Source organism: uncultured Clostridium sp., from assembly GCF_900547735.1.
GTDB lineage: Bacteria > Bacillota > Clostridia > Lachnospirales > Lachnospiraceae > Otoolea.
Genome location: NZ_URHZ01000042.1, coordinates 1 through 23,814, shown reverse-complemented (window position 1 = coordinate 23,814; position 23,814 = coordinate 1). Strand labels below are relative to the sequence as shown.

The following is a 23,814-nucleotide window of genomic DNA, read 5'->3' as shown; positions in this document are numbered from 1 at the left end:
ATTTTCTGCTCTATCATGCATAAAACAGCCGGGACCGCTGTTTATGCCGGAAAGATTCATCATCTCCTCAAATGCCGCCTTCCGTTTTTTCCTTCTCTTCACCTTCCACGCAGAATAATGTTTTCATCATCATCTGTCTTGCCGTTCCGGTGACCACCGTCTCCCCCCTCTGGTTTTTACATTCGCCGTTAAATTCACCAACGTAAAACTTTTTCGTTTCCCGGAAGGAAGTGAAAGTTACCGTGGCCTCGACGGTATCTCCAAAATAGACGGGATTTATAAATTCCAGATTCTCGCTCATCAGAATCGTGCCATGCCCCGGAAGTACCATACCCATCACCGTGGAAATCAGGCTGGCCGTCAGGACACCATGGACCACAGGGCGGGCAAACCACTGTTTCTCAGCAAATTCCCTGTCCGTGTGGAGGCGGTTTCTGTCCCCGGTCAGGAGGGCAAATTTATCTGCGTCTTCTTTATAAAAGGTCTTTGTAAAGGATGCGCTTTCGCCTAAATGAAGGTACCGGATACCGCTTGCCGCATATTGTTTATCTTCCTGCCGGAGTTCTGCCCTCAGTCCTTCCTTCTCACCCTTTTCCTTTTTTCGTTCCTTTTCTTCCCGTTCCTTCTCTTTCTGTTCCTTCTCTTTCTGTTCCTTCTCTTCCCGTTCCTTCTCTTTCTGTTCCTCTTTTTCCAGATAATCTTCTACACCCACAAATTCCTTCATGCTTGTCAACAGGAAGCGCTGTTTTACCGCAATCAGCCCCTCTTCGGAAACACAGGCGGCCGGACAGCCGCAGACGAGAAGCCAGATATCGCATTTCTTTTGCTCCCTTAATGTCACATATGTATGGGATGGGAAACGGGCTTTGAGCTTTTTTACAAGCGCCTCCCTCTGATACCGCGGATTACAGCCGCCGCAGTACTTGATTCCGATTACCATAAATGCCTCCCTACCGGTTCAAGCCGGATTTACCCCTGCCCTCTCCTAACTCATGGTTCAGTATTTTACGGGCCAAATTCAGCAGTTCGCCGCTTACCTCGTGTACCAGCAAAACATGCTTCACCATGGGAAGTTTTTCTTTTATCTTTTTCTCAATTACTTCCTCTGTCGTAAGCTGCGCCGATGGACATCCCGAGCACTGCCCTGTCAGACGGACACGGAGTGTCCTGGTTTCCTCATCGAAAGTTACAATCTGCACATTTCCTTCATGCGCAAGCAGGGTGGGTCTTACATCCTGTTCCAGCACTTTTTCTATTTGTTCCATCATCTTCTCAGCCATATCTGCTGCCTCCTGTCTTTATCTTCACTTATTCTGACTCTATAATAAGCAATTTCCATGCCAGTTATATTTCGCACCATTTCGCCTCTCTTTTCCTCTATGAATGTTTTATGCTCTCTCTTTGTTGCAGATTTGGTGTTGCAGAAATGCAACATCCATCCAATCGTTGCATTTCTGCAACAATCCCTTACCGTTTTCAAATCTTTTTCAACCGCTTTAAAAAGAATCTTTTTTTCTCCAAAAAACACCGTTGATTGTAATGAAAAGTCCGCATAGCGTACTTTTCGTTGCGTCGCGCCGTGCAACCCGGGATTTTCACGCAAAATGCGCGCGAAAACGCCTCGCGGGACATTAGCTGTAAGCAGTAACCGAATTTTGCTGCTTTTTCCAATTTTACGAGTGGCTGCTTATTTTTTGGCATGGTAATTGCTTTTAATCTGGTCAGATAAAACACTATTAACTTTTATTCAGGAAAGGATGAATCATTATGGCTTTAATGACAGGGGAACAGTACGTTGAAAGTATGAGGAAATTAAACCTTCAGGTTTACATGTTTGGGGAGAAAATTGAGAATCCGGTTGACGATCCGATTCTGCGTCCGTCTCTTAACTCGGTAAAAATGACATATGATTTGGCTCAGATGCCGGAATATGAAGATTTAATGACAGCCGCCTCCAATCTGACGGGGGAAAAGATTAACCGTTTTACAAATATTCATCTGAGTGCGCAGGATCTCATTAAAAAAGTTAAAATGCAGCGCCTCTGCGGACAGAAAACAGCGGCCTGTTTCCAGCGCTGTGTCGGAATGGATGCCTTCAACGCAGTCTACAGCACCACCTATGAAATCGATGAAAAGTATGGCACGGATTATTTTGAGAACTTCAAGAAATTCCTTCTTTATACACAGGAGAATGATCTCACCGTGGACGGAGCCATGACGGATCCAAAGGGTGACCGCTCCCTGGCTCCGCACGCCCAGAAGGATCCCGACCTTTTTCTCCGCGTTGTGGAAAGACGGCCGGACGGCATCGTTGTGCGGGGCGCCAAGGCTCATCAGACCGGCTTTGTAAACTCCCACGAAGTGATTGTTATGCCCACACAGTCCATGGGACCGGATGACAGGGATTATGCCGTATCCTTCGCATGTCCTACGGATGCGGAAGGCATTTTCATGATTGTCGGCCGTCAGTCCTGCGATACAAGAAAGCTGGAGGACTCCGATATCGATGTCGGCAACAGCCGGTTCGGCGGAATGGAAGCGCTAGTCATTTTCGACGACGTATTTATTCCCAATGACCGCATTTTCCTCAATGGGGAAGCCGAGTTTGCCGGCGTATTAGTGGAGCGTTTTGCCGGTTATCACAGGCAGTCCTACGGCGGCTGTAAGGTAGGCGTCGGCGACGTCCTGATTGGGGCCGCCGCAACCGCAGCCGATTACAACGGCGCAGCCAGGGCATCCCATGTAAAAGATAAACTGATCGAGATGACGCACTTAAACGAAACGCTCTACTGCTGCGGCATCGCATGTTCGGCCGAGGGAACCCCGACAAAATCGGGCAACTATCTCATCGATCTCCTCCTTGCCAACGTGTGCAAACAGAACGTTACGAGATTTCCGTATGAGATTGCAAGACTGGCCGAGGATATTGCCGGCGGCCTGATGGTTACGGCCCCGTCCGAGAAGGATTTAAGAGATCCGAAACTTGGAAAATACATAGACAAATATTTCCGCGGAGTGAACGACGTGCCGACGGAAGACAGAATGCGGATGATGCGCCTGATCGAAAACCTGACACTCGGCTCGGCTGCGGTCGGCTACCGCACCGAATCCATGCACGGAGCCGGTTCCCCTCAGGCCCAGAGAATCATGATTGCCCGCCAGGGCAATATCGGAATGAAGAAAAAGCTGGCTAAGGAGATCGCCGGAATCAGCCAGGATTGATTCTGAGCCAATGTCCGGCACAATATCAGACAGGAGGAACTACCGATTATGTCTTTTGAAGAGCTTTACCAGAGTAAAAAAATGGACGCGGATCAGGCGCTTAACCTGATTTGCTCCGGAGATCGCGTCGTAGTCGGACACGCCTGCGGAGAACCGTCCTATCTTTTAGATGTTTTAGTAAAAAAAGCCGGGCAGTATGAAAATGTGGAGATTGTCCACATGGTAGCCATGGGCAGAGCCGGATACTGCGCGCCGGGGATGGAAAAACATTTCCGTCACAATTCCCTGTTTGTCGGAGGTTCCACAAGAAAAGCAGTGGCGGAAGGACGGGGCGATTTCACTCCCTGTTTTTTCTCTGAAATACCGCGTCTGTTCAGAAACGGCAGCCTCCCGGTGGATGCCGCCCTGATTCAGGCCGCTCCTCCCGATGAGAACGGCAATTTGAGCCTGGGAGTCTCCGTAGATTACACGCTTCAGGCCGCAAAATCGGCAAAAACCCTGATTGTCCAGGTAAACCCACAGATGCCTGCAACCTTTGGCGGAACAATCAATCTGTCGGAAGTTACCGCCATTGTCGAGCATGACGCTCCTCTCCTCACACTGGCTCCCCCTGTCATCGGAGATGTGGAACTTGCCATTGGCGCCAACTGTGCAGGTCTTATCCAGGATGGAGACACCTTGCAGCTTGGAATCGGAGCCATTCCCGACGCCGTACTCCGTTTTCTGGGGGATAAAAAAGATTTGGGCATCCACTCGGAAATGTTTTCAGACGGGGTTGTGGAACTGGCCGAAGCGGGAGTCATCACAAACCGCCTGAAAAAGACGAATCCCGGCAAATATGTGGCCAGCTTCCTGATGGGTACCAAAAAACTCTACGACTTTGTAGACAAAAATCCCGATGTCATCATGCTGCCGGTCGACTACGTCAATAATCCGGTAGAAGTCATGAAGGAAGATAATATCGTTTCCATCAACTCCTGCGTCCAGGTTGATCTCATGGGCCAGGCCGCATCCGAGTCCGTTGGACTCACCCAGATCAGCGGTGTCGGCGGACAGGTCGACTTTGTTCGCGGCGCGGCCATGGCGGCAAACGGCCGTTCTATCCTTGCCTTCCCCTCCACCGCGGCAAAAGGAAAAATCTCCAAGATTGTTCCCCTGCTCGATGAAGGCGCCGCCGTCACTACTTCCAGAAATGATATCGACTATGTAGTGACGGAATACGGGGTTGCAAAGCTGAAGGGAAAAACCCTGAGGCAGAGGGCTTTAGCCCTGATTGACGTGGCTCACCCTGATTTCAGGGAGGGTTTAAGAAAGGTGTATGAAGAACGTTTTCACTGTGATTAGCAATTGCGTTTCAACTGGTACTCTACATTCGCGAATTTTTCATTGCCACTCAAAGACAAAGAGTTCCGCTTGCGGAACTCTCGCCTGCGGCGGGTCGCTCTGGCGACATAATTCCCCTCCGCCGCAGTGCGATCCTCGCGGAGCGTTTTTGTATCATGGGACGCAATTTCCTATGATACAAAAAAAGCAGGGTTCTCACATCCCCTGCTTTTTTGTTGAATTTTCCATCCCGCTCTTCCCGATATTATATACCGGCTCAGGGACTCAATGAATGAAAGAATAAAGATTTGCCGCTACAACGACAAGTGCCAGGATGATTAATAATAAATAAAATATCTTCATCATTCCCGACTCCGTCCTCTTTCTCGAATACAGCAAAAAGGCCGTCCAGATGCTGAACGTGCATATGACAACAATCCTGCTTCTTAAGCACAGTGACAGGAAAAACAGCACGTTTACAATTCTCATTCCATTCTCTGAAAATAACATTTTCTTAAACTTTTCTATCATCTGCCGTCTCCTCCATCTGCCGTCCGCTCATTTCTGTGAGCCGCTGTAAAAGCTGTTCTGCCTGCAATTTCTTTTCATCACCGGACTCGCGCGCCTGACAGTTACAATCCGGCAGGCTGGTTTAATTTCACTACAAAATCTTTCATTGCTCCTGCTATTTGAAGCTGCTGCGGACAGACGGCCTCACAGCTCCGGCAGCCGATACATGCATCGGGCCGTTTGTCTTCCTGCAGGGCATCCACGGCCATGTGGGTGATCAGCCCGTTTACATAGCGTGCTTCGTTATACAGGGATAACAGTACCGGAATATCCAGACCCTTCGGGCAGTGTGTTACACAGTAGCGGCAGGCGGTACACGGAAGAATATCCAGCATACTGCCGGCAATTTCAAGGAGTGCCTCCATCTCCCCTTCGCTCAGCGGTTTATCCTGGATATATGTCTCAATATTTTTTTCAAGCTGCTCCATCGTAGACATACCGGAAAGCGTCACCGTTACTCCCGATACCGTCTGAAGGAACCGGAATGCCCAGGCAGGTATCTCTTCTTCGGGCCGGAGAGCCTTCAGCTTTGCCTCATTCTCCTCAGAAAGCTCTGCCAGTTTTCCGCCGCGCAGAGGTTCCATCACCCAGATGGGAATATTATGTTGATTCAGAAGCTCTGCCTTGGCCCCGGCATCCTGCAGTTTCCAGTCCAGATAATTAAGCTGGATCTGACAGAACTCCATCCTGTCCCCATAGGCGTCCAGAAAACGTTTCATTGTATCATAACGGCCATGCGCGGAAAAACCAAGATGCCGGATACGTCCGTTTTCCTTCTGTTTCATCAGATAATCCATAATGCCGTATTGGGGATCCAGGTACGGGTCGATATTTTTCTCATACACATTGTGGAACAGATAAAAATCAAAATAATCCACACCGCATTTTTTAAGCTGCTCCTCAAATATCTCCTCAACTTTTCCCATATTCGATAAATCATATCCGGGAAATTTTGTGGCCAGATAGAAACTATCCCTGGGATATGCGCTCAGCACCTTTCCCATGACAATCTCAGACTTTCCGTCATGGTAGCCATACGCGGTATCAAAATAATTCACGCCATGCCGGATAGCATAGTCCACCATCTCCGCCGTCCGCACTTCATCAATCGGTGAATCCGGCATATCCCCGGCCACAGGCAGACGCATCGCCCCAAATCCAAGAGCCGATAATTTCAAACCCTGAAATTCTTTATATACCATCTTAAACCTCCTTTGGTCGTCCGTTTCCTTTGTCTTTAAAAGCATACACCTTGGAGTTAACTCAAAGTCAAGCTTTTTTTCATTTACCAGACTATCAGATTCGGTAAGACCATGGCCATAAAAACAGCATAAATCAAATCCAGCCACATCATGGAGCCTATCGCGCCCAGATAAATCAGACCAATCGCGGGCGCAGTTATGATTTTGACCGCCGGATTTACATCCGGATTCTTCAAAATGTTCTGCACCATCACCTTGGCATCTCCCGTGCTTGGGAAGGAGTGCATCAGAATGGAAATTCCCAGCCAGCCGAGAAACAGCGCCAGCGGATTATGATATACCTTAAACTGGAACAGTTCAATCGCCGCCGGAAAGACTACCAGCATTCCCACAATCGTATTGACGATGAACGGTCCCACTGAAATCATAAACGATGCCAGCGGATTCTCCGCGGGTTCGTGGGCCACATAGCCGCTCGGGTTTTTCATCTGGAAATAGACGACATCATAGACGGGTACTCCGAACAGGCGGCAAAATAGCTGATGCGCAAATTCATGGACCATCACGCCCGGAAATGTCAGCATTGAAATCAAAAATCCTGGAATAATGATCATAGCTCTCCCTCCCCTGCGTCCACATAGTAATCATGGAGACTGACTCTGCCGCTCAGATAGCCGCCGAATTCCTCATCAAACTCCGTCCCCTCATTCTCAAATTGCGCTTGATACTCTTCCGCTTTGGAATTATCTCCATTTTCCAGGCAGGCGATGATCAGTGTTTCTTTCACATACGCCAGTTCCGGATTCTCCACATAGGCCTGATTCACCAGTTCAAGCCCTCTCTCCTTCTCTCCCTCCAGCAGGCAGAGAATACCCAGGGCACGAAGTGCACCGGCATCGTGGTGATCCCTGGAATACACTTTCTCATAGCATTCCTTTGCTCCGTCGAAATCACCGCTCCTTCTCATATTGGTTCCCAGGAGGACGAGAGGCTCATTAAAACGGCCGTCTGCCTTGACACTCTCTTCCAGGTAGCTCCTGGCCTCCTTCTGATCCTCCGTGAAACTGGCCAGATAGTAATAGAGCAGCATCTTATCATAGCTGTCGTCCTCTAAAAGTTCAACTAAACGTTCCTTAAGCATGTCATAAGGAGGGGCGTCCGGATTTTCAGAGAGAACTTCCGCTGCGATTACCTCCATTTGATCCGAAGTATTATAAAAACGCTCCAGCTTGTACGTATATCCCATGATTTTCGAATACGTATTGTCGCTGACCTCTTTCCCCACCAGATATTCATTAAGAAAATAGGCCGCCGCATCGTAGTAGCCGTACTCCATAGCCAGATTAATCATCTCTTCGGCAACCGGAACCGAACCTGGGTAGGCCTCCATCACCTCCATAAGATTCTGAAGAACCGGATAAATTTCCCCCTCCGAGGCCTGGCGTTCCGCCTGGCTGTAAATCTTGTAGTATTTTATAACTTTGGGCGTCCGGGCCATAGCCAGTGCAATCACGGCAAGAGCCACAAGCACGATCGGTATCATCAGCTTTGGAAACGGATACCGGATCTGTTCTTCCCTGCACTGACGGCAGAGGATTGAGTTACGGCTTTTACTCCTGTCAATTCTCCGCTGTCCGCACTTGCGGCAGAGTTCCTCCTTCGGAATGACAAATTCCGGCCTCACCGTGTAAAGGTCCTCCTCCGTCACCGGACCCGTATCGATTTCTCTGTTTTCAGTCTCTTCCATACTCTTATCTCCCCGTAATCTGTTCTTTCGTATTCCTGATTCCCTACTCCTCCAGGATCTCAGCCGCTTTTGACAGTTCATCCCGGATGGAAATATGCTGAGGACATACTTCCTCGCAGGCTCCGCAGCCGATACATTCGGACGCCTTTGCCCATCCGTGGCCATTGGTGTTCCAGTTATATTTGCCCCTGGCTCCATTCAAATCCTGATACCTGTTATAAATATTTACCGCCTGGAATGTGCCGTAGATGGCTATGGATTTCGGACATCCCTCCATACAGTAACCGCAGGCCGTACAGGGAACCGTATGACAGGAATCGAGAACTTTTTTCACCCTGGCGATGGTTTCATAGTCTTTATCCGTAAGCGGTTTGAAATCTTTCATAAATGAAATATTGTCCTTCATCTGCGCCGTGTCCGACATTCCTGAGAGGACGGTAATCACGCCGTCAAGAGAGGCGGCATAGCGGATGGCCCAGGAGGAAGGTGACGCCTCGGGATCCGCCTCCTTTAAAATGGCCTCGGCCTCCTCCGGGAGGGCTGCCAGCGTTCCGCCTTTTACCGGTTCCATGATAATAACGGGTTTTCCGTGCTTTCTGGCTACCTCATAGCATTTACCAGACTCCACATACGGATCTTCCCAATCCGCATAATTAATCTGAAGCTGCACAAATTCCATCTCGGGATGCGCAGTCAGAATCTTATCCAGTTCCTCCGCCTTGTCGTGGAACGAAAAACCGAGATGCCGGATCAGGCCCTCCGCCTTCTTTTCCGCCAGGAAATCCCAGATTCCATAGTCATCAAAAAAATGACTCCGGCTCTCTCCCAGATTATGGAGCAGATAAAAATCAAAATATCCGGCTCCGGTCCGTTCAAGCGACATGGAAAACATCTTTTTTGCCTTCTCCTCTGATTTTGCAGCCCATGCGGGACATTTCGTCGCCAGCAGATAGCTGTCGCGCGGATGGCGTTTGACCAGAGCCTCTCTGGCCGCATCCTCGGAGCCGATATAGCCCCAGGACGTATCAAAATAATTAAATCCGGCCTCCAAAAACAGATCGACCATCTCTTTCGTCTGTTCCACGTCAATTGCTTCACCATTTTTCGGGAGCCTCATAAGGCCAAACCCCAGTTTTGGAATCTCTTTTCCCAGATATTGTTCCATTTCTCATCCTCCTGTCATATATCTCTTTCTTTTTCGGACAAACGTAGAGGCCGTCATTCCCAGACTTCGGGCGGCGTCCCTGACATTGCCGTATTTCTCATATGCACGACTTATGTATTCAAGCTCCAGCTCTTCCATCGCCGTTTTCAGATCTTCCACCGGCCCAATCATAACCGGCTTCTGTCTTGCATCCTCCCGCACCGGATGCCCATGAGGGAAAATAGGCAGGCACTCCGGTGTAATCTCATCCCCGGCGCTTATAATTACCGCCCGCTCAACAATATTCCTGAGCTCCCTGATATTGCCGGGCCAGTGATAGTCGATCATGAGCCGGCAGGCCTCCCGGGTGAATCTCCTGTGAAATCCATATTTTCCGTTCAGCTCCTCCAGAAAGCGGGTGGATAAGGGGTCAATATCCTCGCGGCGCTCACGCAGCGGAGGTATCGTAATCGGAAAGACCATCAGCCGGTAATAAAGATCCTCCCGGAACATCTTTTTTTCCACCATCTCCTCCAGGTTCCGGTTCGTCGCCGCAATCACCCGGACATTTACCTTCACCGGCTTCGAACTTCCAATCCGGGTTGTCTCCTTCTCCTGCAGGACACGCAGCAGTTTTACCTGCATCTTCATCGGAAGCTCCCCTATCTCGTCAAGGAAAATGGTTCCATGATTGGCTGCCTCAAAAAGGCCTATCTTTCCATTCCGCTCCGCCCCGGTAAAAGCGCCTTTTTCATATCCGAACAGTTCGCTCTCAATCAGATTTTCCGGGATTGCCCCGCAGTTGACCTTGATAAAGCTCTGTTCCTTCCTCCCGCTGCCAGAATAGATATATTTTGCAAATACTTCCTTCCCGACTCCCGTTTCCCCAAGAAGCATCACCGTCGTGTCTAAGGGGGCCACCTTGTCGGCCAGGACAAAAGCCTGAAGAGAATTCCGGTCCACCGCAACAATCTGATCGCCCACGCTGAACCGCTCATAGACGTGGCTCAGCTCCCTTTTCAGGCGCAGTCCTTCCTGCTTTGTCTTCTCCACCTCTTCCCGCAGACTGTACAGCTCGGTCAGATCCCGGACATTGGTGACTACCATGACAATTTCATCTTTTTCATTGTAAATCGGAGAACTTGTAATCAGCGCCTTTTTGCCCGTTTTAAATTCCTGGCGTATTGTGACGGGACGCTTTTCCCTGATCGCGATCAGGGAGCCGCTGGCCGATACAATTCCTTTCTGCACCAGCTCCTCCATGTTGCAGCCGATCACCTCGGATTTCTTAAGGCCCGTAATCGTCTCATAGGCTCTGTTGGCCTTGATGGTATTGGCATTGCCGTCCGTTATGTATATTCCGTCAAAAGAATGTTCAATAATGGCATCCAGCCATTCATTGGCCTCCTGGAGGTTTGAGAACATTTCCGACGTTTTTTTGTTCTTCAAAGGGTCACCTCTTCTCTGCTCTGAGGATTCGGCAGGTCAAATTCCCCCATAATATATGCTTTAAGGAAACGGCCTGCGCACATTTTTTCATTGCGGTATTTACTTTTATTATACAGGAAGACGGGGGGATTCTCAATCAAAATAGTTGGGGAGAAAGAGGGCGCTAATGGGATGGGGATGGATGGAAAAGGAGGGTGGTGAGTCTTCGGGGCCGGGCGGAGGGTATCGGCGGGGTGGGGAATCCGGAAGAAAGAACTTTCCTGCGGGAGCCGCTTGCGCTTGATGAAGTGCATAGCAGACACTAGAGCGTGTTTGGAAATTGCTTTCCGTCAGCTGTGCGTCACACTTTGTGGGAGATTTGGGTCCAATGAAGAAGGCGTAGTGGGCTACGCTGACTGAATTGGGCCCAAATATGCCGCGAAGTGGGGCGTGCAGATGGCGGGAATGAATTTTCAAACACGCTCTAGGACGCCACAGTACGCCGTCCAAGTGCTGATGGACTTCAACACTCCCTCCGGTAAGTTTTTCTTCCTCCTCCCCCACCGGTCAGACTATGACCGGCTCCAAAGACGCGCTATGTGTCGGCCATCCATCCCGCCTGCCGCCGCTTGATTGCCCTTTTTCTCAGGGGGCCGCCCCAAAGGCCCCTCCTGTCGCCGCCACTACCTGTGCCTTGATAATTTAGGGCAGAACAGATGACAAATTATGACCATAAATAAATGAACTGCACCTTGTCACATTAGATAAGGCACAGTTTGAATTTTAGTGGTGAACGCTGGAAAATCTGGACAAACAGCCTGAGAGCGGGGAGGATGCATTTGGGATTTTCCGGCCGGGAAACTGCAAGTACCGCCCACCCCCGCTCCCGCGAGGGCACAGTCCGTCACGTGGAGCGGATTTCTCACGCTCGCTGCAATGAGGCAGCCGGACGTTTACAGGGCATGCTTTCCGTTTTTATAATCTTCTAATAGAGTTCTTTGTATATTTTATAAATGCGTTTCTTATCTAGCGGGACAAAATTATTTGCCAGGAGACGCCCCTGATTTTCCAGGACGGAGTCCGTAAATTCTTCCAGATCGCGTTCCGTCACTCCATACTCATGAAGCGCTTTCTTCTCAATCATATGGTTCAGGAGTTCCTCCAGTTTACCGTACACCTCGGCCGTTTTGCACCCCAGGATCCCGGCCATATAACGGTTTAACCGGTCTATCTCCCCGTCGCACCGGATTTCCATGTAGTTCTTCATAACACCGGTAAACATGGCATAGTTGGATTCCCCATGCGCCACATGATATTTTGCCCCAAGCGGGTAACTGAGGGCGTGTACGGCGGCGCATCCCGCATTTCCGAATGCAATCCCGGCAAAAGTACTGGCGGTGAGGAAGTCTCCCAGCAGGGGGATTCTGGCCTCCTCTCCATCCCCGGCAATTTTTTTGTATCCTTCCAGAATCATTTCAATGGCCCGGTAACCGAACAGGCGAGTCATCTCATTGCCTTTCGGAGACAGGCTGGACTCGACGGCATGGATCAGCGCGTCAATGGAGCTGGTGGCAAAGAACCGGAAGGGAAGTCCGCCTAAAAGCTCCGGAATCAGCACCGCGCTGTCCGCGTACATTTCATCCAGGGCCAGACCCTTTTTCGTGCCCTTTTTATTCAGAGCCAGGATTGCAATGTTCGTCACCTCGCTGCCGGTCCCGCAGGTTGTCGGTACCAGGATTAACTCTTTGTCTTTTACAATGTCAAGTTTTCCATCATATAAATCTTCGACCGGGGACACATTTTTCAGGGCAAACAGTTTGGAGATATCGATTACGGTGCCTCCGCCGATGGCAATAATTCTCCTGTAATTTCCTTTTATATCGCGGAACATCGCGTCCGCCATATCATCCGACGGTTCCCCCACCCCGTATTTTTCCTGGAAAAGGACGTCGCAGCCGAGATCCAGGCCTCCAAAATACGGTTCGTAGATATACTGGTTCGTGATGACCAGATCGCCCTTCCCCAGAGCAAACTCCACGGCAAATTCCGCGGCTTTTTCATATTTCCAGATCACCGGTTTTATCATTAACTGTTTCATACATTTCCTCTCTTTCCTCCGGCGGTTCCCACCGGCCGCAATGCAGCGTCAAAGCCGGATCATGGTTTTCAGCCAGTTTCCTCCCTGAGCCAGGGTGTCCTTAAATGCCTGCTCTATTTCCTCCAGAGGATAAACCCTGGAGATCATTTTATCGGTGATGATTCCTTCCTTAAGCCACTGCGTCACAGTTTCGAAACGGCGGCAGTTCATTCTGGAACCGGAGATGGTCAATTCTTTTTTTGTAATGTCTATCGGCCGGACAGACGCCTCTGTTTCGTCAAAACCAATCTCCACAATCCTCGCACACGGGGCCGCCAGCGCAATACACTCCGCAAGGATAGAGGCCGTTCCTACCGCATCGATCAGGATGTCCGCACCTCCCGGGCTGAACGCTTCAACAGCATCTTCCAGTTTCTCTTTTTTGCTGTTTACGGCCAAATCGGCCCCAAATTCCTCCGCCATCGCCAATTTGGCATCGGCTATGTCTGAAACCAGAACCATATTCCCCATTTTCTTTACCGCCTGCAAAACGGCGATTCCGATTGTTCCGGCTCCGAATATGACAACGCGGTCATGCTCCCCGATATCTGCCCTCGCAATGATATTGGCGGCAATGGAGAACGGTTCCGCCAGGGCACCGCATTCAAATGATATCTGGTGCGGCACGGCATAGAGTTTATCTTCCGAAACCACGATATAATCCTGGAAACCTCCGTCCATCTGGACACCGAAACATCTCACGTCACGGCATACATTCCCGTGGCCACCGGCGCATGTCCGGCAGCCGCCGCAGGCGTGTACCGGGTCGAAGACGACATGATCTCCTTTTTTCACCCGGACAACCGCCTCCCCCGTATCCACTACGACTCCCGAAAGCTCATGGCCCATCACCCTCGGAAAATCCACATCGGTCCGTTCCCCCTTGAATGTGTGAAGATCCGTCCCGCATATTCCTACCGCCCTGACCTGGACGAGCGCCTGATCCGGCCCGGTTATCTGCGGTTCCGGGACCTCCTCTATCTCAATCCTGTATGGCGCAACCAACTTCGCTGTACGCATGTTCTTCACTCCTTCCGCCACATTTCACTGCAATTTCTTCCGAGGAATGGCATTGAATTCCCATCACCATTTCCCTTAACCACTCTCTGTTTTTTTCAAAATAATCCTGTTTTGCAATCATGGTCCCCATCACAATCCGGCCGCTGTCGGGGCAGTAAAAAGCCGCCTGCATCACTTCAAGTTCCAGTGATTTTCCTATGGCCTTAAAAACATGAGTACTGGATGAAAGCTGCGCTCTCATGAAACCGGCCTCGTGTCCATTGAGCTCCGTCCGTTCTTTTTCCATGATCCGGCAGCGGCCCTTGACTTTTTTCGCATAGTTTTTTTCAGCGCTTATCAGATAACCGTCCGCAAATCCCGTGACCGGCGCCGATTTTTCCCACGAGAGGGTAAACGACGCCCTGCTGTCCGCCCCGGCTATATCGTCAAACTTAAGTATTCCGTCGTCCAGGCTGAAACTCTGATTCTGGGGGATGTAGATTCTCCATTCGGAAGGATAGCTTACCGAGATGCCATATGCCTGAAATAAACATTTCATTTCCATCATCCTTCCCCAGCCGTCTTTAGTCCTTCGGCGGCACACATTTGTTTTGCTTCATTTACGGCTGCGTTCGTCACTTCAAATATTTCCGGGCTGCCGCTGATAATCTTATCGACTCTGACAATGTATTTTTCAACTATCTCCTCAGGCACTACCGTCACCATGCTCACGCCGACATACAGTAAAATATTTACGGCAAGTCCCCAGAGCAGGGCGGAAAAGCCGAGGGGCGGAGCAATCACGAATGTCATAAGGAAGGTCACGACAACTCCGGCGACTGTTCCCGCCACGGCTCCCTCTTTTGTCCCCTTTTTCCAGAACAGCCCTCCGATGGTGCAGGGGAGAATCATGGCAAAGAATGGGGAGGATAATTTATATGCATACTCCGTTATGTATGTGGATTTGGTTGCCGTTACAATGATGCACGCTATCATCAGCACGACCAGGATAACTCTTCCGAAATATACAACCTGCCTGGAATCGGCCTGTTTTCCTCTTAATTCATAAAAATGGCGCACATAAATGTCTCTGGATGCCAGCGCGCTCGCGGAAAGAAGCAGCGAATCGGCTGTAGACACCGCAAAAGCGAACAGGCAGAGGATCGAAATAAAGGAAATGAGCGGCGGGCAGTACTGTGTCACCAGTGTCGGCAAAAGATTGTCCACGTCCTTAAATCCTGCGCCGAGAACGGCCGGTCCGATCAGGGAACCTACAATTACAAGGCCAAAAACGGGAATCACATAGGCAATCGGCAGAGCCCAGGACATAACCTTAAAATTCCTGGTTCCTTTTGCAATATAGCATCTCATAAAGATATGCGGCCAGACAATCGTCGCTACCGCCGCCGTCAGGGCCTGGTTTAAAAGCCCCTTCCAGGTGTATATGCCGTTCGGCCCCGGTGTGCTGAGAATAGGCGCTGTCTCCGGATTATTCTTCACAATGGCGGCTGCCTCTTCAAGACCTCCCACCGGAAAGAAATGTTTTACAAGGTAAAATACCACAATGTAAACGGCGCATACGCCTAAAATCGCATGGAATGTATCCAGCCAGGCAACCGACTTCATGCCGCCTCCGATTACATGCAGGGACACGCAGACGGTTCCGAGAAGCACCGCCGGCAGGTACGGGAACATTCCCTTTGTCGTCACTTCGATTCCGCTTCCGATTGTCATGAGCTGAACGGCCACGTAGGGAACGATAAAGATCACCAGAAGCACCGATACAAACAGCCCGAAACCTTCCGAATAATAACGGGAACGCAGATAGTCGGAGGGCGTCTGAAAACCGTACTCGCGCCCCAAAATCCAGATGCGGTATCCAATCAGGCAGAACAGGAGTCCGCTGACCGCGCAGCCTGCCGCCGTGACATACCCGATGCCGTTTGCATAAGTCGATGCCGGATAACCGTAGTAGGACAGCCCGCTGTATACGGAAATTGCCGTGGTACATACAAGAACAAAAGAGTTGACTCCCCTGTCCGCATTGAAAAAACTCTCCGATGATTTTGAGGTCGCCCGGAAATTCATAAAGCCGTGGCTCACCATAAAAAGTGCATATGCAATAATTCCAATAATAATCCAAACCTCTGTACGCATTTAACCCCTCCTGTAAAGATTCTTTACTGCTCCCCGTATTTCTCATCAACGTGTTTCTGGCTGTTAAAAAAGCAATTATAGTACAGGCCCCATACCACTGCCGCCACTACGATGGAGGCGTAGAAAAAGAATAGCTGAAACGGAATCCATCCAAACAGCAGCCCGGTCGGAAACCATGCTACAAAAATATAATTTGATGACAGCAGTACGATATTAAAAACTGCAAATATGATCTTTGACATTTTACTCATCTGTTCACTCTCCCTCTGTGATACCTTCCCCGCGGACAGGTACGATAATGTGTTTAAATCCTTCTCCTTCAACAGCGCTGTTAAATCCCTTTTCCCACTCTTCCAGGGAGCAGGCGGAACTCAGAAGCGGTTTCAGCCTGATCTTTCCGTCCCTTAAAAGTTCCAGTGTTTTATCCCACCAGACCGGCCTGGTTGCATAGGTGCCTCTGATTGTGTACTCCCTGAGCACGACTTTTCCCATATCGATTGCGGCCTCGCGGCCCGGTATTCCGACCTGCGTGTAACATGCTCCTTTTCGCATCAGATCCATAGACAACCGGATTGCCGCCACGGAACCGGAGCATTCAAACACGGCGTCCGCCCCGAGTCCCCTGCAGCTTTTTCTCACTCTGTCGGCGATATTCTCTTCCTCAACAAACATAATCTCATCGGCTCCCAGTTCCAGGGCCATACTCAGGCGTTTTTCGTCTTTTTTCGTTCCCAGCACAATGGTTCGGCATCCGAACAGTTTTATCACCTGAAGTGTCAAAAGTCCGATGGTTCCCGGACCGGTCACCACCACACAGTCCTCCGGTGAGAGTCTGGAATGCTGGAATACCGCCTGCACGCAGCAGACGAGCGGCTCCGTCATACAGGCCTCCTCAAAACTGAGGGATTCCGGAAATCGGTGCAGGTTTTTAGAAGGCACCTTTACGTATTCCGCCATGGCCCCATCCACTCCGCTGCCGATTGACAGTTTCTCTTCACACAGGTTGATATTTCCCGTCTTGCAGAAAAAACATTTGCCGCAGGTGTGGTAATATGTCTCACTGACCACCCGCTCCCCTAGTTTCCAGCCGCGGACGTTCTCCCCTATCTCCTCGATCGTTCCCGACACCTCATGCCCCAGCGTCACCGGCGGCCTGACGGGATAACTGTCGTCTCTCAGAATATGCAGATCCGTTCCGCATATTCCGGCTCCCATCACCTTAAGAAGCACTTCTTCCGGCCCGATAACCGTTTTTTCCACCTCTCCGACTCTCACATTACCCGCCCCCGGCTGATACTTTATAAGCGCTTTCATTCTTCTCCTCCTTTGCTGCCTTTCTAATCCGCCGCCTTTTCCTGCGGCCGGTTTTATTGAGTGGCAATGAAAAGTTCGCGAAGCATGCTTTTCGTTGTTACTTTTTTCGCATGATTGCTCTTTTCACCGCCGCTGCAATAGAATCCGCTTTCAACTCAAAACGCTCCGCCAGATAATCCAGGTTTCCCACTTCTCCGAACTGATCCTGTATGCCAATCATCTCCACGGGCACAGGGAACTTTTTAACGAGAACTTCCGATACGGCCGACCCCAGCCCGTTAATCACATTGTGGTTCTCTGCCGTCACTACCGCCCCCGTGTCCTTCGCGGCCCGTATTACCGCCTCCTCGTCAACCGGTTTCCAGGTGAACATGTCAATTACCCGTATCTCAATTCCTTCCTCCGAAAGTACCTGCGCTGCCTTAAGTGCCTCGGCAGTGCAGTAGCCGCTGGCGATCACCGCCGCGTCCTTCCCCTCCCGCAGTGCTACGGCTTTTCCTATTTTGAACTCGGAACCCTCCTCATAAATTTTCATACAGGATTTTCGAACCAGTCTCATGTAATACATCCCATAATTTTCCTTCATCTGCCGCAGAACCGATTTAAGCATCGTAATATCGGTCGGTTCCAAAATCGTCATCTCCGGAATTCCCCGCATAATTCCCATGTCCTCAAACGGCATATGGGTGCCGCCGTTAATCTGCGCCGTGATTCCAGGATCGGAACCAACCAGCTTCACATTCAGCTTTGCATAGGCTCCCGACATAAAGACCTGATCGCAGGCCCTTCTTGTGATGAAGGGGCCAAAAGAGTGGACAAAAGGGATTTTCCCAACCGCCGACAGGCCTGCCGCCACCCCAACCGCATTTGCTTCCTGTATTCCGCAGTCAATTGTCTGAGACGGGAATTTCCGGGCAAATGGCTTCGTACCCATTGCCCCCATCAGATCCCCATCCATCAGAAGCACATTACCGTCTTCCTCCGCCAGTTCCATCAGCGTATCGCAAAAAGCCTTTCTCATCTCCGTCTCTTCCGGACGAATTCCGCCTGCCAGCCTGATCATAATGTCTCCTCCTCGATTTTTCCGTACGCCTCCCGCATTTCTTCAAGAGCCGCCTTCAACTGTTCCTCCGATACCGTCGGGCAATGTCCGTTCAGCTTTCCGGCAATCTCGCTCCATCCGTGGCCCTTTTCCGTCTCCAGCACTATCATGGACGGTTTTTCATTCTGGGCCTTCGCATTACGGATCGCCCGATCGATTGCTTCCACGTCATGACCGTCCACATCCTGGGCATACCAGCCGAATGCTTCAAATTTGGCTCTCACATCCCCCAGGGAACAGATATCATCCGTATATCCATCTAACTGGATACGATTATAATCTACAAATGCGATCAGATTGGAAAGCTTTCTCTGGGAGGCAAACAATGCCATCTCCCATACCTGCCCCTCCTGAATCTCGCCGTCTCCCAGGATCAGGTAAACAAAATTATTCTTTCCGTCCAGCTTTATTCCAAAGGCGACGCCTGCTGCCGTGGACGCTCCCTGCCCCAGGGAACCCGTTGTCATATCGATTCCCGTCGTCAGGTTCCTGTCACAGTGGCTGGGAAGACGTGTCCCCGGCCGGTTCAGTGTCTGAAGCTCACTCTCGGGAAAAAATCCTTTCAGAGCCAGAGCCGAATAAACTGCCGGTCCGGCATGGCCCTTTGAACATACCAGCCAGTCCCTTCCCTCCCAGTCCGGCCTGCCGCTGTCATATTTCATTGCCTTTCCATAGAGCACCGCCAGCAAATCCGCAACCGACAAAGAACCTCCAACATGTCCTACCCCAAGTGAACCGATTGTTCTCATAGTATACATCTGAATTCTTTTGGAAAAGAGCCGCAGCTCTTTCTTGTCAATCTTTTCCAACTTGTCTCCTCCTATATTTTATTATATCTTGATAACTTTATAAAGTTTGTTTATGTATAATATAATATTATAAAGTTTAATAATTTTCAATTGGCGTTTTACACAAATTATAACCTTCGTTTTCAGTAATAAAGTTTTCATATATTTTATTATAAAAATATAACTTTATAAAATCTTAGTTTTATTATTGAAATCATTGAAAAATTACTATATAATAGAGTCAGCCATCCGAGAAAGCGCTGCGACTAATGTTAAAAGGGGGATTTTTCTGTGAAAACACAATCATCTGCCAGCCTGGCAGAGCCCGTATATGAACATATACTGAATATGATATTAAATATGGAATTAAAGCCGGGAGACCGGATTCCCGAAGTAGAAATTGCAAAAGACCTCGGCGTCAGCCGGACTCCTGTCAGAAGCGCCTTAAAACAGCTCGAGAGCGAAGGTCTTGTCACCATTTATCCAAACCGCTTTGTAAAAGTGGCGACCTTTGATGATGAAATGATTCAAAACCTCGGCATTATGAGAATCGCCGTGGACTGCATGGCCGTCCGTCTCGCTATTTTCCGCGGAAGCAACGAAGACTTCCGCCAGCTCAGCCTCCTGGCCGATAAATGCAGGGAGAACGGCATCTCCGACAGGGAAGATCGCATGGAACATATCAAGAATGACTACTTGTTCCACCTAAAGCTCAGCATCATTGCCAAAAATCCTGTCCTGGAAAAATACCAGTTACAGTTTCTGAGACAGATGGAAGTGATGCTGTCCCACCGTTACGCCGACGTGATTGCCAATAAGATTACACACCGCATGATCGCCGACGCCATCGAAGCCAGGGACGAGGAACTGGCCGTCAGGCTGACGGCGGCTCATCTGGCGGAGTTCTATCATTTAAAGGATAATTTTCCGTTTCTGTTGAAAAACACACATCTTCTTTAATGTGTATACCGACTGGAAAAAGCCGGAAGAATCCAGTTAAACCGGCCTTGCTGAAGCGGGATTATTCGGACCGGATTGTACGGACCGGACACTGTTGAATTGTAATATGGGGCCGATCCATAAACGCCTGCATTCTGTTAAACCGGAAGGTTTCAGAATGCAGGCGTTTTCCTGAGCAATTAACAATAATCGTTTTACAGAACGGCATTTTATTATATTTTGGTAATTACAAAGCGTCATGTTTTGGTAATTACAAAGCTGTGAGCGCTGCAATGAAAGTAGTATAATTAAGCAGGTGCTGTAATAATTAAGAAGGTACCGTTCCATACTCCGGCTGATTATTTCAGGTAATCAAGTGCAACCGCCGCCATTGTCCTCGTTGCCACCTTAATATATGCCTCATCCACCTTAAATCCGGGATTGTGGACCGGGGCCCCTTCCCCTGTTCCCATCATGATATAGCATGTTTTGGCCTTCTGCGAATAAAACCCAAAATCCTCCGATGCCAGCCTTAAAAGATCCCCCGTTACAATTTCCGGATACGGGGCGCTGATTGGATAGCCTTTATAAAGAGTATCCGCATTTTTTTCCATGATGGAAATCACCTGACCGGCCAATGCTTTATCATTGATTACGGAGGCGGAACCCTCATCAAACCTCACGTCGCAACTGCCTCCCATCGCGAGGGCAATCCCCTCGGACAGGGAACGTATCTTTTCCATCATAATTCCCCGTGTATGTGATTCGGCATTGCGCATCATTCCATGCAATTCCACCCGATCCGTGATCACATTGAGAGCGGTTCCGCCTGAAATCATTCCCATATTCAGGGTGGAATGCTCCATGGGACTTAAGTTTTTCGGCACCAGCGTGTTGAGCGCGACAATAATGGACGCCGCTATGTAAACGGCATCTACGCCGTCCTGGGGTTCCGATGAGTGAGCGGCCTTTCCATGCACCACAATCTCACAGCGGTCGGAAAAGGCGGTCAACGGACCGACTCCCACATAAAACTGTCCGCGCTGATCCGTTGTTACATGAAGAGCCATGCAGGCATCCGGCAGTTCATCCAGAAGACCTTCCTCTATCATCCGCCTTCCGCCGCCTCCATGCTCCTCCGCCGGCTGGAACACCAGCTTCACCCGGCCGTTCCAATACTCTTTCATCCTGTTTAAAATTTCCCCGACCGCCAGCAGATTAGACGTATGGACATCGTGGCCGCAGGCATGCATGACGCCCTTATTCCGGGAACGGAACGGCACATCCGCCGTTTCCTCAATGGGAAGCGCATCCATATCTGCGCGCAGCATTAAAAGGCGCCCAGGCCTGCCGCTGTCAATCTCCGCCACAATTCCCGGTTTCACAGGACTGTTAGTATAGGGAATCCCGATCCGTTCCAGTTCCTTCCGGACCAGTTCCGCCGTCTCAAATTCCTGGAACGACAGTTCCGGGTTCTGATGAATCTGTCTTCTGACGGCGATCGTATGCTGTTCCAGCTCATCCGATATCTCCGCCAGTATCTCCATTGGTTCCATTTCCTTTACTCCTCCCGACTCCTGCTGCATTTTATTCACCCCTTTTAAGCGCCCTGATACCATTCTCCAGTCCGCTTACCGTCAGGGGAAACATGGCTATCCGCTCCCGTATCAGGCCGATGGTCTGATAGCCGTATGTGTAATCCCAAACCTTTTCATTGATTGGGTTCAGCCAGATAGACGATGGAAATCTCCGTTTTAATGTCTCCAGCCAGTAAAGCCCCGTCTTGTCGTTGCGGTGAAAATAATCGAGGCTCCCGCCCCGGTAAAGCAGTTCCGACGGAGCCATTGCTCCGTCCCCCACCAGAATCACCTTATATTCCGATTTCAGGTTGTTCATCACCCACTCCGTCTGCACTTTTTCTCTCCAGTTGCAGGACGGCGTGGTAAACAAATAGTCATAAAAACAATTATGAAAATAGTATACCTTCAAATCTTTAAAATGAGCGGACCGGTCCACCGCCTGAAACAGCCTGTTGCAGAGCTCTGCATAACTCCACATGGAGCCGCCGCTGTCCATGAGAAGGAGCAGTTTCGTCTGGTTTTTTCTCGGCCGTTCCATGACAAGCTCCAGTCTTCCGCCCTGATCACACGTTCTTTCTATCGTCTTCTCCACGTTGAGTTCCGTCTTCGGACCGTCCTCACGGCAGGAAAGAAGGCGCAGCTTTCTAAGGGCAATCTGGAACTGCCGTACCTGAAGGACGGAATCGTCCCTGAAATCTCTGTAACTGCGCTCCTCCGCCACCTGGAGGGCGCTTCTGTTCTTCCCCGGGCCGCCTACCCGTATCCCCTTGGGACTGTAGCCGGAATGGCCGAATGCACTCGTTCCGCCCGTCCCGATCCATTTATTGCCGCCGTGGTGCTGTTCGTGCTGTTCCTTCAGGCGCTCCTCCATCATTTTTCGGATTTCGTCCAGGCCAAGCCCGTCAAAGCGGGCATCCACCTCATCCTTATCATAAGGCGTCTGTTCCCTGGCTTTGGAGAGCCAGTCGAGGACCTCCTGGGGCAGGCTTTCGTACGTAGTGACGTTTTTAAAATATTCCAGGAAGGCCTGGTCGAATTTGTCGTAATCCGATTCTTTCTTTACGAGAACCGCCCTGGCCATATAATAAAACTCCGTCAGGCTGGCCTCGTTCAGATTCATGGACAAAGCATCCATCAGGCTGTTCCACTCATTCAGCCCCGTCTTCATTCCCTGACGGCGCAAAAGATAAAGAAAATCAGTAAACATGCTTGTTCTCCACCTGTTTTAAATCCTCTGTCTTTTTTAACAGCACTCCGGCAAAAGGTATCTCCCGTTCCAGTTTCTTTACGGGAATGCCGCCGATGGACAGCGCCTGTATCCAGTCGAGCACCTCGGACGTGCTCGGTTTCTTCTGAAGTCCCCTGATATCCCTGACCCTGTAAAATGCATCCAGCACTCCGTCAATCAGTTTCTGCTCCAGATCAGGATAATGGGCTTTTATAATCCGCTCCATCATCGGCGCATCCGGGAATGCAATATAGTGGAAAATACAGCGCCTCAGGAATGCGTCCGGCAGCTCCTTCTCCGCATTCGAGGTGATGATGACAATCGGGCGCACCGACGCCTTCACCGTCTCCCCGGTCTCGGGAATGTAGAATTCCATCTTGTCCAGTTCCCAGAGAAGGTCATTCGGGAACTCCAGATCTGCCTTGTCAATCTCATCGATCAGCAGAACCACCTGTTTATCCCGTTTAAAAGCCTCCCCAAGTTTGCCCAGGCGGATGTATTTACCGATATCATTTACACCCTCCGTCCCAAACTGGCTGTCATACAGCCTCTGGACCGTATCATAAACATAGAGGCCGTCCTGTGCCCTGGTCGTGGATTTAATATTCCAGATCAGAAGCTCCATCCCCAGAGAATTGGCGATTGCCTCGGCCAGCATTGTCTTCCCGGTTCCCGGCTCCCCCTTCAGAAGCAGGGGCTTCTTTAATGCGGCAGCGATATTGACACTGCGGATCAGCTCGTCTGATGCGATATATTCTTCACTTCCATGAAATTGCAACATGATTTTCTCCTTTTTAATAATATTATTTCGTTGGATCCCAATACTTTAGGAACCCGGATTTAGTGCTCATAGTATATCATATTCACGAGGTGAATATGAGTCTCCGACGGAATTCAGCGCCAGACTTTCTGCGGCAGGCGCAGAAATCTGCAT

At 50.0% G+C, this 23,814-nt stretch carries 22 protein-coding genes and 2 pseudogenes; 4 read left to right on the top strand and 20 right to left on the bottom strand.

Annotated elements, in window-relative coordinates; translation table 11 throughout:
* Positions 1 to 67 precede the first annotated feature (67 nt).
* Entirely contained in the window at positions 68 to 940 is an 873-nt protein-coding gene (locus QZT18_RS13985) for a MaoC family dehydratase (RefSeq protein ID WP_294148613.1), read from the bottom strand.
* Positions 941 to 950: 10 nt separating this feature from the next.
* Entirely contained in the window at positions 951 to 1,280 is a 330-nt protein-coding gene (locus QZT18_RS13980; protein WP_294148612.1) for a NifU family protein, read from the bottom strand.
* A 487-nt stretch (positions 1,281 to 1,767) separates the two neighbouring features.
* On the opposite strand from QZT18_RS13980, the gene QZT18_RS13975 reads away from it, so the two are divergent.
* Positions 1,768 to 3,222 (top strand): 4-hydroxyphenylacetate 3-hydroxylase family protein, encoded by a 1,455-nt coding sequence (locus tag QZT18_RS13975; protein ID WP_294148611.1) that lies wholly within the window; start codon positions 1,768 to 1,770, stop codon positions 3,220 to 3,222.
* Positions 3,223 to 3,270: 48 nt separating this feature from the next.
* Complete coding sequence (locus tag QZT18_RS13970; protein WP_294148610.1) at positions 3,271 to 4,566, top strand: acetyl-CoA hydrolase/transferase family protein; 1,296 nt, start codon at positions 3,271 to 3,273, stop codon at positions 4,564 to 4,566.
* A gap of 264 nt (positions 4,567 to 4,830) precedes the next feature.
* Here QZT18_RS13970 and QZT18_RS13965 read toward each other — a convergent pair whose 3' ends face one another.
* The 7 genes and pseudogenes from QZT18_RS13965 to QZT18_RS23565 all read right to left on the bottom strand — a co-directional run.
* Complete coding sequence (locus QZT18_RS13965; RefSeq protein ID WP_294148609.1) at positions 4,831 to 5,076, bottom strand: hypothetical protein; 246 nt, start codon at positions 5,074 to 5,076, stop codon at positions 4,831 to 4,833.
* A gap of 101 nt (positions 5,077 to 5,177) precedes the next feature.
* Entirely contained in the window at positions 5,178 to 6,317 is a 1,140-nt protein-coding gene (locus QZT18_RS13960) for an aldo/keto reductase (RefSeq protein ID WP_294148608.1), read from the bottom strand.
* An 83-nt stretch (positions 6,318 to 6,400) separates the two neighbouring features.
* Positions 6,401 to 6,931 carry a metalloprotease family protein gene (locus tag QZT18_RS13955; RefSeq protein WP_294148607.1) on the bottom strand — a complete coding sequence of 177 codons (531 nt, stop codon included), beginning with the start codon at positions 6,929 to 6,931 and terminating at the stop codon, positions 6,401 to 6,403.
* A complete protein-coding gene (locus QZT18_RS13950) occupies positions 6,928 to 8,064 on the bottom strand; it encodes a lipopolysaccharide assembly protein LapB (protein WP_294148606.1) in 1,137 nt (378 codons plus the stop codon). Before QZT18_RS13950 ends, QZT18_RS13955 begins: the two co-directional genes overlap by 4 nt.
* A gap of 43 nt (positions 8,065 to 8,107) precedes the next feature.
* Complete coding sequence (locus QZT18_RS13945) at positions 8,108 to 9,229, bottom strand: aldo/keto reductase (protein WP_294148605.1); 1,122 nt, start codon at positions 9,227 to 9,229, stop codon at positions 8,108 to 8,110.
* 3 nt (positions 9,230 to 9,232) lie between these two features.
* Entirely contained in the window at positions 9,233 to 10,657 is a 1,425-nt protein-coding gene (locus tag QZT18_RS13940; RefSeq protein ID WP_294148604.1) for a sigma-54-dependent Fis family transcriptional regulator, read from the bottom strand.
* 132 nt (positions 10,658 to 10,789) lie between these two features.
* Positions 10,790 to 11,053, bottom strand: a pseudogene (locus QZT18_RS23565) (DUF6783 domain-containing protein); the annotation flags it as partial.
* Here QZT18_RS23565 and QZT18_RS23560 point away from each other — a divergent pair.
* Positions 10,940 to 11,269, top strand: a pseudogene (locus QZT18_RS23560) (DUF6783 domain-containing protein). The pseudogenes QZT18_RS23565 and QZT18_RS23560 sit on opposite strands and share 114 nt — an antisense overlap.
* A 352-nt stretch (positions 11,270 to 11,621) precedes the next feature.
* Here the strand turns inward: QZT18_RS23560 and QZT18_RS13935 are convergent.
* From QZT18_RS13935 to QZT18_RS13900, 8 genes are all read right to left on the bottom strand, one after another.
* Complete coding sequence (locus QZT18_RS13935) at positions 11,622 to 12,734, bottom strand: 4-hydroxybutyrate dehydrogenase (RefSeq protein WP_294148603.1); 1,113 nt, start codon at positions 12,732 to 12,734, stop codon at positions 11,622 to 11,624.
* A gap of 48 nt (positions 12,735 to 12,782) precedes the next feature.
* Entirely contained in the window at positions 12,783 to 13,793 is a 1,011-nt protein-coding gene (locus QZT18_RS13930; protein ID WP_294148602.1) for an alcohol dehydrogenase catalytic domain-containing protein, read from the bottom strand.
* Positions 13,756 to 14,331, bottom strand: coding sequence for a hypothetical protein (locus tag QZT18_RS13925; protein ID WP_294148600.1), 576 nt, complete (start codon positions 14,329 to 14,331; stop codon positions 13,756 to 13,758). Before QZT18_RS13925 ends, QZT18_RS13930 begins: the two co-directional genes overlap by 38 nt.
* Before the next feature lie 5 nt (positions 14,332 to 14,336).
* A complete protein-coding gene (locus QZT18_RS13920; RefSeq protein ID WP_294148599.1) occupies positions 14,337 to 15,929 on the bottom strand; it encodes a sodium:solute symporter family protein in 1,593 nt (530 codons plus the stop codon).
* 23 nt (positions 15,930 to 15,952) lie between these two features.
* Positions 15,953 to 16,180 (bottom strand): hypothetical protein, encoded by a 228-nt coding sequence (locus tag QZT18_RS13915; protein ID WP_294148598.1) that lies wholly within the window; start codon positions 16,178 to 16,180, stop codon positions 15,953 to 15,955.
* 4 nt (positions 16,181 to 16,184) lie between these two features.
* Positions 16,185 to 17,243, bottom strand: a complete 1,059-nt coding sequence (locus QZT18_RS13910) for a zinc-binding dehydrogenase (protein WP_294148597.1) — start codon at positions 17,241 to 17,243, stop codon at positions 16,185 to 16,187.
* Positions 17,244 to 17,340: 97 nt separating this feature from the next.
* A complete protein-coding gene (locus QZT18_RS13905) occupies positions 17,341 to 18,306 on the bottom strand; it encodes a transketolase family protein (RefSeq protein ID WP_294148596.1) in 966 nt (321 codons plus the stop codon).
* The gene (locus QZT18_RS13900; protein WP_366925886.1) at positions 18,303 to 19,154 is read right to left on the bottom strand and encodes a transketolase; all 852 of its coding nucleotides are present in this window, start codon (positions 19,152 to 19,154) and stop codon (positions 18,303 to 18,305) included. The genes QZT18_RS13905 and QZT18_RS13900 overlap by 4 nt, the downstream gene beginning before the upstream one ends.
* A gap of 270 nt (positions 19,155 to 19,424) precedes the next feature.
* Here QZT18_RS13900 and QZT18_RS13895 point away from each other — a divergent pair, with 270 nt between their 5' ends.
* Entirely contained in the window at positions 19,425 to 20,093 is a 669-nt protein-coding gene (locus QZT18_RS13895; protein ID WP_294148595.1) for a GntR family transcriptional regulator, read from the top strand.
* Between the two features lie 338 nt (positions 20,094 to 20,431).
* On the opposite strand, the gene QZT18_RS13890 is transcribed toward QZT18_RS13895, so the two are convergent.
* The 3 genes from QZT18_RS13890 to QZT18_RS13880 are packed head-to-tail and all read right to left on the bottom strand — an operon-like array spanning position 20,432 to position 23,661.
* Positions 20,432 to 21,628 carry a M20 family metallopeptidase gene (locus tag QZT18_RS13890; RefSeq protein WP_294148594.1) on the bottom strand — a complete coding sequence of 399 codons (1,197 nt, stop codon included), beginning with the start codon at positions 21,626 to 21,628 and terminating at the stop codon, positions 20,432 to 20,434.
* Positions 21,629 to 21,659: 31 nt separating this feature from the next.
* A complete protein-coding gene (locus QZT18_RS13885; RefSeq protein WP_294148593.1) occupies positions 21,660 to 22,859 on the bottom strand; it encodes a VWA domain-containing protein in 1,200 nt (399 codons plus the stop codon).
* Positions 22,849 to 23,661, bottom strand: a complete 813-nt coding sequence (locus QZT18_RS13880) for a MoxR family ATPase (protein WP_294148592.1) — start codon at positions 23,659 to 23,661, stop codon at positions 22,849 to 22,851. The genes QZT18_RS13885 and QZT18_RS13880 overlap by 11 nt, the downstream gene beginning before the upstream one ends.
* Positions 23,662 to 23,814 lie beyond the last annotated feature (153 nt).